The sequence below is a fragment of the Paenibacillus sp. 2TAF8 genome (assembly GCF_052114825.1).
GTDB lineage: Bacteria > Bacillota > Bacilli > Paenibacillales > Paenibacillaceae > Paenibacillus.
The window spans coordinates 1-11,731 of the sequence record NZ_JBFRFN010000021.1; the positions used below are offsets into that span (position 1 = coordinate 1).

At 43.9% G+C, this 11,731-nt stretch carries 9 protein-coding genes and 1 tRNA gene; 5 read left to right on the top strand and 5 right to left on the bottom strand.

The window, feature by feature from the left end; genetic code table 11:
* The 4 genes from AB4Z30_RS23745 to AB4Z30_RS23760 form a co-directional block, all read left to right on the top strand.
* Window positions 1-183: IS3 family transposase (locus AB4Z30_RS23745; RefSeq protein WP_441927559.1), on the top strand; the 183-nt coding region annotated here is incomplete at its 5' end.
* Between the two features lie 639 nt (window positions 184-822).
* The gene (locus tag AB4Z30_RS23750) at window positions 823-2,058 is read left to right on the top strand and encodes a CynX/NimT family MFS transporter (protein ID WP_441929909.1); all 1,236 of its coding nucleotides are present in this window, start codon (window positions 823-825) and stop codon (window positions 2,056-2,058) included.
* A gap of 95 nt (window positions 2,059-2,153) precedes the next feature.
* The gene (locus AB4Z30_RS23755; RefSeq protein WP_441929910.1) at window positions 2,154-2,657 is read left to right on the top strand and encodes a MepB family protein; all 504 of its coding nucleotides are present in this window, start codon (window positions 2,154-2,156) and stop codon (window positions 2,655-2,657) included.
* Window positions 2,658-3,096: 439 nt separating this feature from the next.
* Window positions 3,097-3,624, top strand: coding sequence for a GNAT family N-acetyltransferase (locus tag AB4Z30_RS23760; RefSeq protein ID WP_441929911.1), 528 nt, complete (start codon window positions 3,097-3,099; stop codon window positions 3,622-3,624).
* A 139-nt stretch (window positions 3,625-3,763) separates the two neighbouring features.
* Here the strand turns inward: AB4Z30_RS23760 and AB4Z30_RS23765 are convergent, their stop codons facing one another.
* From AB4Z30_RS23765 to AB4Z30_RS23775, 3 genes are all read right to left on the bottom strand, one after another.
* On the bottom strand, window positions 3,764-7,798 hold the full coding sequence (locus AB4Z30_RS23765) for a S8 family serine peptidase (RefSeq protein WP_441929912.1): 4,035 nt from the start codon (window positions 7,796-7,798) through the stop codon (window positions 3,764-3,766).
* A 451-nt stretch (window positions 7,799-8,249) separates the two neighbouring features.
* Window positions 8,250-9,062 carry a class I SAM-dependent methyltransferase gene (locus AB4Z30_RS23770; protein WP_441929913.1) on the bottom strand — a complete coding sequence of 271 codons (813 nt, stop codon included), beginning with the start codon at window positions 9,060-9,062 and terminating at the stop codon, window positions 8,250-8,252.
* A gap of 738 nt (window positions 9,063-9,800) precedes the next feature.
* Window positions 9,801-9,874, bottom strand: a tRNA-Arg gene (locus tag AB4Z30_RS23775).
* A gap of 482 nt (window positions 9,875-10,356) precedes the next feature.
* Here AB4Z30_RS23775 and AB4Z30_RS23780 point away from each other — a divergent pair.
* On the top strand, window positions 10,357-10,650 hold the full coding sequence (locus AB4Z30_RS23780) for a DUF4870 domain-containing protein (RefSeq protein ID WP_441929914.1): 294 nt from the start codon (window positions 10,357-10,359) through the stop codon (window positions 10,648-10,650).
* Between the two features lie 268 nt (window positions 10,651-10,918).
* Here the strand turns inward: AB4Z30_RS23780 and AB4Z30_RS23785 are convergent, their stop codons facing one another.
* Complete coding sequence (locus AB4Z30_RS23785) at window positions 10,919-11,275, bottom strand: hypothetical protein (protein WP_441929915.1); 357 nt, start codon at window positions 11,273-11,275, stop codon at window positions 10,919-10,921.
* 65 nt (window positions 11,276-11,340) lie between these two features.
* Window positions 11,341-11,640 (bottom strand): hypothetical protein, encoded by a 300-nt coding sequence (locus AB4Z30_RS23790; protein WP_441929916.1) that lies wholly within the window; start codon window positions 11,638-11,640, stop codon window positions 11,341-11,343.
* Between the last annotated feature and the right edge of the window lie 91 nt (window positions 11,641-11,731).

An 11,731-nucleotide genomic window follows, 5' to 3' on the forward strand; every position in this document is an offset into this window, starting at 1 on the left:
GAAGCCACCTACAAGGTCATGAAAACGGAGTTTATGTACCAGATGGAATTTAGAAGCCTTCGTCATTTAGAACTGGAATTATACGACTACGTCAACTGGTTTAACAGGCATCGAATTCATGGATCGCTGGGATATTTGACGCCTGTTCAATATCGCCAAGAAGCCCTTAAAAAAGTGGTCTGATTTAATGTTGACAATCCAGTGCTCTAATTCATCCAGCCAAAGCATTTTTCTACTACTTCACTAATTCTCTACTATATGCCATTCGACTTGAGCCTAGAGACACACATCTGTTAAGTTTTACATTTCATTACCCCATATTGACACACAATGTTATGCTTGTTTAATGGATATTGTGCCAATCCGTGCATATCACTTCCTTTTAAGGTCATACTTAGCGACTGGCTGATGACTGATGACTAAAATCTGCCATTTTAATGTGACTTATTCTTCTCCTGTCATCGTTGCATTGCTTTTACTATTCGAATCTTTTATCCAAATTTTTCACACTCACTTAGGTACTCTAAATAAATCACTTTAATAAGTTCCATCTACTTCATTCACCTCATCCATGGTCATCTCTATCGACGTAAAAGCAAGTTATTTTAAAATGAGGAATTTGGAAGCATCCTGTAGTTCTAGGATTTTTGCTTGTTCACACCGGTCCGACTCGTAATCAACAATTGATTATTAAATAAAATAAGATCCACTTGTGCATGCCTTCTTGTTCTTATCCCATTGGACTAAAGCGTTCGTCGGATTATCCCAACAAAACAAACTCACGCACCATCCACTCAACCTACTAGAAACAGGAGATTAATTATGTCATCACCTACACAACAGCAGCATTCCATCGCTTCAGGGGGAGATAAACCTTCTAAACAAACCTCTCAAAAACTCGGGATGTCACTCGCTGGAATTATCGTCATCGCCGCTACCATGCGGTCACCCATCACAGCCACTGGCCCTGTCGTGGACTTAATTCGCTCCGACACAGGGATTGGCCATACTATGGCGGGTCTGCTAACCTCACTGCCTTTGATTGCCTTTGCAGCTGTTTCACCTTTTGCTCCGCGTCTTGCGAAACGTTTTGGGTTGGAGACCGCTCTGCTGCTTGCTGTGATTATTGTTACTGGCGGAATCACTTTACGCTTACTCCCTTCCGTTTTGGCTCTATATGCGGGGACAGCTATTTTGGGATGTGGTATCGCCCTTAGCAATGTACTCCTGCCGAGTCTGATCAAACGTGATTTCCCGTTACGTGTTGGCATCGTCACCGGACTGTACTCGGTTTCGATGAACATGTTTGCTTCGATCTCCTCAGGCCTCAGTGTCCCCGTGGCAACAACCGTACCGCTTGGCTGGAGGGCTTCATTGGGGATGTGGTCCATTCTGTCCCTGCTGGCTGTAGTTCTATGGCTTCCGCGGGCAGGGAGAGGACGCAAACAGATGTTATATGTTACTTCTCAGAGCGAAAACGCACCTGCACGTTTACGTACCTCTTCTCTCGCTTGGTTCGTGACGTTGTTCATGGGCATCCAGTCGTTAATCTTTTATACAACGATAACTTGGCTTCCCGAGATTCTCGCGGATCAGGGATTCAGCGCTGCTTCGGCTGGCTGGATGTTGTCTCTGATGCAAATGATTAGCGTACCTGTTACTTTTATTGTTCCGATCCTAGCCGGAAAAACGCAAAATCAGCGAATGCTGACCACCATAACGTGTTTGTGTCTCATTATCGGATATGCATTACTTTTCAGCGAAGTACCGGCCCTCGTCACCATCGGGGTTGCTCTAGCCGGTATTGGTGCCGGGGCCTCATTTGGGCTGGTTACGATGTTTTTTGTTCTTCGCACCAATCATGCGCGAGAGGCTGCAAGTCTTTCCGGAATGGCTCAATCCTTCGGTTATATGCTTGCGGCAGGAGGTCCATTACTATTTGGCTTAATGCATGACTGGACCAATGGATGGACTCTCCCGCTGCTCGTACAGGTTCTGCTTGCGATTGGTCTTCTTATGACAGGACTTCAGGCGAGCAAAGACCGAACTGTTTCTTAGTTTTTGACTTTGTTAAAATTAGTTGTTGAAAATCAATGATTAACTGGCGTTCAACAATCAGAGCCAGGTTGTAGAATTATAAGGAGGGTGGAATAATGGATGATTTTTATACAGCACTAAATTATGTAAGTAAAATGATTTACGAGACAATTGATTTAACTGCGGAATCTGTCCAAGAAGAAAAACAAAATTCTAACTATGCTGCTGGTACATTTAATTTATCTTCTAAAACAGTTCGATTCAGAGTTGCTAATATAACTCCCACCAAAGTAGGTCAGTTTGTTGTATTTTGGGAAAAGGACGAAAATAATAAAAATCAACCCTATCTATATGAGGAAGCTCCTGATTTATTAATTGTAACAACCTTTAAAAATGAAAATGAGTTTGGTCAATTTATTTTCCCAAAAGAAGTTCTTCTAAAACAGAACATTCTTAGGTCTACTTCAACAAAGGGCAAAATGGCAATAAGAGTTTATCCTAACTGGGATAGTCCAAGTAATAAACAAGCGATGAAAACTCAAGAATGGCAGTTACCTTACTTTGTTGATATGCGTAATAAATTACCCTTAGAAAAAATAAAAGAACTGTATTCTTTTTAACCCTCTCGAATCAGGTGTTTAGTTGAATAAGGCATTATCGAAAATCAACAATAAAATTTAACAGAGCTTAGTTTGAAAAATAAACCACCAGGAGAGCGGATCTCGTTCCCTCCCTGTAAGCAAGCAACAAAAAATGGCCTCTTCCTGAACATTGCACAGGGGAGGCCATTTCTCATATCTCACTGTCGCCCTAGTCACCGGCTTAACGCCGGGACGAGCGAAGGCTTCACTTTTCCGGAAGCACAATCTGATTAGACTTCTTTACAGGAGACCTTCCCCTGATGATCGTTTACGGAACAGGAGTGTTATACTAGCTATATAAAACTTATATGCAATAAAATAGAAGGTGCGAGATCAACATATATTCGAACCGTAGCCTAAATTTGATCTACATAAGCAACTTTGTAGTATTTACTTTAAGTAAATTGGAGGAGGAATCATGAAACTCGTCATTGAGAAGTTAAAAGACACCGACTTTGAGAACTTATATAAATTTGAAATTGAAAACAGAACTTTTTTCGAGGAAATGATACCATCTCGAGGAGATGATTATTACAGACCAGAGGTTTTCAGAGTAAAAAGTGAACTGCTGCTTGATGAGCAAGCTAAAGGGCTCTCATATTTTTATTTAATAAAAGATGAAGATCGTTCTATTCTTGGAAGAATAAATTTAGTGGATATCAACTTTTCAAATAGAATAGGATTTCTCGGTTATAGAGTAGGAAAAATCCACACCGGGAAAGGTATCGCGAAACAAGCATTAAAATTATTACTCCAAACAATCATTGATTTAGATATAAAAGAGGTTCATGCCAAAACGACCACCCACAATATAGCATCTCAAAAAGTTCTAATGCAAAATGGGTTCAAGCATACAGTGACTAGTGATGAAGAATTTGAAATGAATGGACAAAAGCTGCAATTCACCAATTATATATGGATAAATAAACATCATCCCTCCCTGTAAGCAAACAATAAGAAATGGCCTCTCACTGTACACTGCACAGGGGAGACCATTTCTCATATCTCGCTGCCGCCCTGGTCACCGGCTTAACGCCGGGACGAGCGAGGGTTTTACTTTTTCAGACAACATGCTCTTACCGCGTTCACTTCACCTTCACCGTAATGGTATTGGTGTTTGTCACTCCGGCAGCGTTAACCAGCTCGGCACGGTACGTATACGTACCAGATGCTTTGCCTTTTACTGCGGTTACAGCAAATTGAGGCAGAGGCGTTGTAGCTTTGAGTGACTGTGTATCAATCAACTCATCATTCTCGTAAAGACGATACTCGGTCGCATTCGTTCCCCACCACAAGTTCATCATCACCTTGTAGTTGCCGTCCACATCCCAGTTATCATGGGAGAGCACCGCTTTGCCAGGCAGTGCATCGGTCACCCGTACAGTCAGCGTCTGACTGCGCGTAATGCCCTTGTCATTGGCCAGCTCGGCAACATAAGTGTAGGTGCCATTGGTTTTGCCTTTAATTTTCGTTTGAGCAAACTGTGCCCAAGGTGCGTTATAGGTCAATTTTTGCGAATCAACCAATACGCCATCCTCATACAGCTTATAGCTCGTTGCATTTTCACCCCACCACATGTTCATGGACACCGTGTAGTCGCCCCCTAACAGACCGTTCACAAAGCCGTTATTGTGGGACAACGTAGGTGTTCCAGGTGCTTTCGTAGCTGGTGTTTCAGGTTCAGTCTGCACAGATTCCACTGTAATGGTAGTGCTCGCCGTACCAGCAAGACCTTGTTCGTCTTTTACCGTAGTCTCAACAGTATACGTACCACCTTCGACACCCTCCAATGCATATCGGAAGCTGGCGTCTGCCTGAACATTAAACGTGCCTTCTTTCAACGTGGAGCCATCTTCCTTTTTCACCACGTAGGTAGCTTCCAGCGCTTTCGTCGGATCAAGGGTAATGCTCCACCCTTTAGCCAGTGCAGGTGCAGCGCGGAAATACAGATCATCCACCGTACCGTTAATCACGACCGCATCCTCTGCTTTGAACTCTAGTGATTCTGGAGCAGTTACTGCCGGAGCTGTCTTTTTAACCAAAAACGGAGGTGTATCTTTTTTATAAGTCTTGCCGTCCGCACCAATCGAAGTGATATCCACTGTATACAATCCGTCCGGAATTTCAGTGACTTCTTCCGTAGTGTAATCCGAATACTGGCCATCCCAAGCCAGCGTGTATTTTGTATTTGCATTAAAATTATAATAATTCCCAAAGATCGAGCCGATGTAACCATCTTGATAATGACCGCCCTCAGGATCAAGGCCGTTATAAATTTCAATCAGTGCAAATGTCATTGGATTATAGAACTCCATTGAAACGTTCAACGTGTCCAGTGAACCGTCTGCCTTCAACGGATAGTAAAACGGATTTTTGGCAGTCCCTTTGACCGTTTCAATATACTTCACTCCGCTGGATGTCACGTTAAAGTGTGCCACATAGGGTACCGTAAACGAATTTGTTCCATTCGTAATTTCAATGTAACCTTGTGCCTCAGTTAGTGCAGTAACACCACGAGGAACAGTAATGGTCACAGCAAGATCTTCCTCCCCGTTCAAGGTGAATGAAGTTTTATCAACGGCAACAGATACCCCCGGCACTGCACGAGTCGGATTCACATTTACCGTATACTCGCCGTTACTTCCGTTCAAGGCCTGAACCTTGATCGTTTTGGTTACTGTTTTTTCATCCGTACTCATAAAGTTGCCATAGTTGATACTTCCCGTGATGTTTTCTTTTTCAACTACGGAACCGCTCTCCGTATACTGGGTCACATCCATAACTTTGACAAAAGCGGCAGGATCAATGGATTTCACCGCTTGAATGCGGCCTGCACCCTGATCAAACACGTCATATTTGACTGTATCCATGATTTTGGCATTATTCATCAGAGCAACCTTGACATCAAAAGCAGTCCAGTCCGGGTGCTTTTCAAGAAGAAGTGCAGCGAGACCCGCTACGTGCGGTGCTGCCATGCTTGTTCCACTTTTGCGATCATACGCTTGCGCATAATCTGCTTCCGGTTCATCTTTGCCATAGGCAGGAATGGTCGACAAAATGCTGGCACCTGGTGCAACGACATCCGGTTTAATATCCAATGTCACCTTGGCAGGTCCGCGGGAACTGGAAGAACTCATCTCATCCCCAGGTGTCTGACTGCGTTCGAAATCACTGAAACTAATTTCAACTGCTTGACCCGCATCCAGTTCAGCTTTGATCACTTCGCCACCTTCCTTCGACATGCTGAGTGTCGGAATCAGGTCGAAGTTGTCACCAAGACTTACGCCAATCGGACCAGGAATATTGTTATACACAATAACTGCCACGGCTCCTGCTGCTTTGGCATTGGCAATTTTTTCAACAAAAGCAAGTTCTCCGCGTTGAATCAACGCGACTTTGCCCCCGAAATCCTTACCTTCGAAATCAGCAGGTTTACCCAGAGCTGCAAATTCAACATCATATCGATCTGTCAAAACTGCTTCAGGTTCAGCTGCAAGACTCCAGCCCATCACATCCAGACGGTACACGGATTCGGTCAATGACAGAGGCGTTTGTTCCTTATTCGTAGGTGATGCTGGTGCAGTTGGCTCTGTCACCTCTGACGTTGGAGCAGTAACTTCGTCCGTCATTACATTGTCAACATTCGCTTCTGGTGCTGTAGCCTGATCATTCTCAGGCTGTGCAGTTTGTTGTGACTTATCAGATGACGTTGCATCCGTTGTATCAGCATCAGTCGCATTGCCGCTATTCTGTGCAGGTGCAGCCTCTCCTGCTTCACTTTCAGGTGTAGTGGCTTCCGCCTCACCTTCTGGTGCGGTTACCGGTGTAGCGACCGGCTCCTGTGTTTCAGGAGCCTTCCCCAGTTCAGGAGTTTGCTCATTTTCTGGTACTGGCTGTTGCTCAGGCGCTGTTTTCTCGCCTTCTTCACCAATCCAGAAATGTGTGTTCACCGTAATGACCTGACTAGGACCTGTAGAGTTACCTACTGTAATCGCCATAGCGGATGCACCCGGTGAACCAAGAGTATAACGGCTAGGCCCACTGTTACCACTGGATACAACCGCAGCTACTCCAGACAGCATTGCATTATTCAACGCAACCGAAGTGACATAGTTTGGATCATTATTTTCGGCACCAAGCGACAGGTTGATGACATCCATTCCGTCCGCTACTGAGCGATCAATTCCGCCGAGTACCCAAGACGTCTGTCCATTGCCATAAGGCCCTAAAACACGGTACGCATAAATATCCGCTTCAGGAGCAATCCCGACAACCCCATAGTCTCCCGCTTCACGAGCAGCGACCGTACCTGAAACGTGTGTACCATGAGAAGTATAATAAGAGCTCCCTCTTTCATTAAGCTCAGGCTGACCTGATGCTTTCCATTCCTGATAGGTCGCTTCATATGGATCATCATCGTTATCTACAAAATCCCATCCGCCTTTATAAGCATCGCGCAGATTCGGGTGATTGTAGTCAATACCGGTATCAATAACGCCAACTTTCACACCTTTTCCTCTATACCCTAGATCCCATACTTCAGGAGCTCCGATAAAAGGCGCTGTATCTTTCATATGAGGATTAACCTCGCCTGTGTCAGGCGCAAGCGTCACTTCATAGTCAGGGTATACACTCACTACGCCTGGTATTTGAAGCAATTGTCCCAATTGATTCCCTTTTATTTCAAGGGATACACCATTAAGGGCATATGCATAATTGTCCAGTACTTCGTGTTTAATTTTTTTCTGAGTGAGGCTATGTACAAATGACTGTTGTTGGTCTTCAACTTGAGTCACAGCCTTGGTTTCCATCGAGGAGGTGAATGATCTTCCTGAGAGGGTTGATTCGCCTTGTGCTACAGCAACAGGTTTATTGGAAAGCTCAACAATTACCCGTGTGTTCTCTCCGCCAAGACCTTCCAGGCTTTTATCCAGAAAGGGATCTGCAGCAATTCGAGCTTCCCGACCGGCAAGCACCTCTCTCATTTGCTTTGCTTCGGTGCTGTTTAATGTGTTTTCAAGTTCAATTGCGGAATCCGCAGAAGCGGCTCCGGCCGCAGGCAGGATAAGGGAAAAAACCATTAGGACACTCATTAACATAGATATCAATCGTTTATTCAAGGCGATGCCCTCCTTCTTCGTGTATATGCCTCACCACATGGGATCTTGTTGCTAGAAGCACTGCAATACTCTCGACCATGTCACCGCCAATCTGCAAGATGTTTGACCCCTGGTAAATTATTCTACCAAAATATCACAAATTCCTTCTAAATACTTACATTATGATATAGAAATTACTTATATGGGTCTTTAGAACGATATGTATTCGCATTTGTATATTTTTGTCGTTTGGATATTTAAATTTTAAATATTCAGTTCAAAAACAAGGAAAAACCATGCTTTTCTGAACGAAAGAAAGGCATGGTTTTAAATGATTTGTATTAGAGGTTTCAAGATTCATTGGGATTAGCCTACCCCTTACTGGGGTGAAAATGGGGGGGGGGGAGAGATGTTGCCAATTAAGCTAATTAAAAGCAATAAATTCATATAACAATATTTTTCGGTTATTCACCTACTTAGCTTCGGGTTTAAACGCTTCAATTCGAATGCGCTTGTAATCAGCATAAATCGCATCATTTTTCCACAATTTTGGAGTCACGATCCGGCTGATCTCATGGCACCATTCCTCTACCTGCTCGGAGCTGAATCCCTGGAAATAGTCATCACCAAAATGAGCCAACCAGCCTATGATTCCCTCTTCCCCATCTGCTAGTTTGGTAGGACGGTCATAGTGATAGGCCTGTCGAACCATAAAGCCTCTGTTTTCCAAAAGAGTACTGTATTGTGCAATCGTCGGAAAATACCATGGATTACGCTCCGAAGCCTTGATTCCTGTATGCCGTTCCAGTACTTCCTCCACCGCATTCACAATGATCTGCACATTCCCTTTCCCGCCAAATTCGGCCACAAATCGCCCTCCTGGCTTCAAGGCAAGCCATACGCAGTCTACAACATTTTGTGGATTGCGCATCCAGTGCAACGCGGCGTTGGAAAAAACAGCATCATACTGGCGCTCTGTCTTAAACTGCTGGCCATCCGCTTCCCAAAACTCCAATCCAGGGAACTTTTTCCTCGCTTGATTGATCATATCAGAAGAGGCATCTATGCCTGCCACCTCTGCGCCTGATTGGGAAATCTCATGTGTTAAATCGCCAGTTCCACATCCAAGATCAAGAATGGATTCTCCTGCTTTCGGATGAAGCCAAGGGATGAGGCCTTTTCCATACTCCGATACAAAAGCCAGTTGATTGTCATACTCTTCGGCCTGCCACTGATTGATCGATTTCATCTGCTCCACCGTCGCTTTCACTGTTGATATCCTCATTGTGGCACAAATTCCTTTATTGATAAAATATATACAATCTATTTAACTTATAGGAAAAAACAATCAATCAACACTATCAACAGACCTAAAAGCCCGCTCGATGAAGGAGAACAATCTACATTTCATGGTTCGTACCCGTCAACAGGTAAGCAAAATAGATAGGATGTGTAAAGCAAGTATATAGGATGAGCTTACAAGAGGAAGAAGACTGCTCTGTAGTATATATTAAACGTAGGAATAGACAGCGTATCCTACCTCTTTTGTTGAACTAAATTTCTAACGATCACGAGAAGCCTTATTAGGTGAAGAAAAAGTTTTTTTCAATTCTAACGATCCTCAGAAACGCTATTCAGTTAAATAAACTCGAAAAAGCACAAAAAATGCCCTAAATCGAGAAAATAAGCTCTCTGATGATCGTTACAAGTTCAAAATGCCGAAAGTAGAGCAAATAGAGTCTCTGGTGATCGTTAGAATTATATTGGTACGGGGGCGAGGGCCCACCTCACTGTAAAATGGCTTACTCTCTCCCAAGAACAGCATTCTCCCTATAGGAGACTCATTCCCTGAACGCAAAAAAGCTTCCCGAAGGAAGCTTCTTGTTTGACGTCCCAGGAGGGATACTCTCCTTCCAGTCGAGACTGCGAAGTGAATGCTATCGATGTAGATGCTCCGACGAACCTTTGGGGGTTCTCATCCCCAGAACGCAAAGAATCTTCCCGAAGGAAGCTTCTTGTTTGACGTCCCAGGAGGGATTCGAACCCCCGACCGACGGCTTAGAAGGCCGTTGCTCTATCCTGCTGAGCTACTGAGACAAATATGTATAATAAAATTCGGCACGATCTCTATTATACTCCGATTTCTATTTTTAGCAATAGTTTTATTAAAAATTAATAATGAAGCCTAATAACAACCAGTACCGTATAAGTATGTATACTAAAGCAAAAAGCCGAATAAGGTAATCATATTGAGGTAATATTGAGTAACTATCGATCAGTACTAACGATAGTCCCTGCAGCCTTCAGAGAGAATAGCAGCACAGTACGCAACAGCATCTTTTTAACACTAGGCCTATATGGATCTATACATTTCTGTTGATGTAAATCCTATGCCTGCTACATTTCTGGACTTGTGTCAGTACTTACATATACCGTATCTTTACCTGTACTTATGTCTGTACTTATGTCTGCACGTGTACCTGTACCCATATGAAGTGCATAGTTATTCAGCAGCCCTCAAGCTGGGTAATTGGTTTGCATACATACCATGTGAAATTCCATCGAAGGAGAGAACATTTATGAGACAACTTTTATCGTCCCTATCCTATTTCAGCATTTTCTTCGCCCCGTTCCTGTTCCCCATTATTGTATGGATTGTGGCGAGGGATGAATACATCGCCGGACACGCAAAGCGTGCTCTTTTCTCCCATGTGTTCCCGTTTCTTGCAGCTATTCCGTTGCTATATTTTTTTGTGACCGCCCAAAGTTTGGGATCAGCGATCGGGTTCGTAGTTTTGTTCTTTGTCATTTATGGCCTGAGCTTTGTATACAATGTGGTGAAAGGAATTCAGGTTCTGCGTGAATATTACTGAATCACTGGATCACTCTAACCCACCTTAAACAAAATATGCGCTCACTTATCAACAAACCCGCCGTGATGCTACGGCGGGTTTATCCATCACTACTCTTGAATTCCCAATACGTCCCATTACTCTCTGTACTCGTGCTTCCTCTACTTCATTTCCTGTTTCTTGCAGTCCTCTAACCCTTCAATGTACGCTCTTCACTTTCAGATCTTTTTCTCTTTCCATTGCTGCTGATTGCAATAACACAATCACTTGTGCAAGTTGCGCTAGCTGCTTACCCCTGACCAATCAAATATCGCTGCAGTGTTGGGCCAAGCAAACCAAAGGCAAACAGATTGCTTTGAAACTGTGCTTTGTCCTCTTCTGCTGTGATGCCCTCACTATTTTCAAATGCTGTTTCTGTAGCATCTTCAAAAGCGGTATGCATATTGTTGTTATACCAGTCGATCGCGCCATCTGAGTGATTGCGCACAATGCGCACTACCTGCAGTTCATTGCCCGGCTGAGCCCTAGATACATATACAAGTAAAGACGGATCACCTGTATTACCCGGTTGTACCTCTACTTCAGCACAAGACATTCCATCCACTTCCGTTAATCTGCGTATTTTAGCATCCTGAATGGCATACATCGTTATCTTCTCCTTTTGTTCTGATCACTTTCACTTGCTTCATTCCAATCATCTAGCTTGCCTGTTCAAGTACTTTGTTCGATCTGATGCCTTGTCTCCGGTGTCCCTAATCGGTAAATTTCCCGATACACTTGCTGCAAAACGGCTTCATAAGCACGGTTCACATCATGTTCCGGCGTATCCGGCCAAGGAAATACCATTCCGGGAAAAGCTTCTTCTTCCTTTTCCTGCATAAGATAAAGCAATCCCAGTAAATGTTCGGCTTCCTGCGGTGTTGCCTGAATCACCCATTCATACGACGTTGTAGTTGAATCGGGTATGACGGAGCGACCCATGACAGACACGTAGTAGTTGATTCTGTCCATTGCATGTTCTCCCCTTCAGAGCCAGCTAAAGGCTGTTATCCCTAGATGTAGTTTCCGAAGAGGACAGACATTTTATGCCTGCATTCGGCAT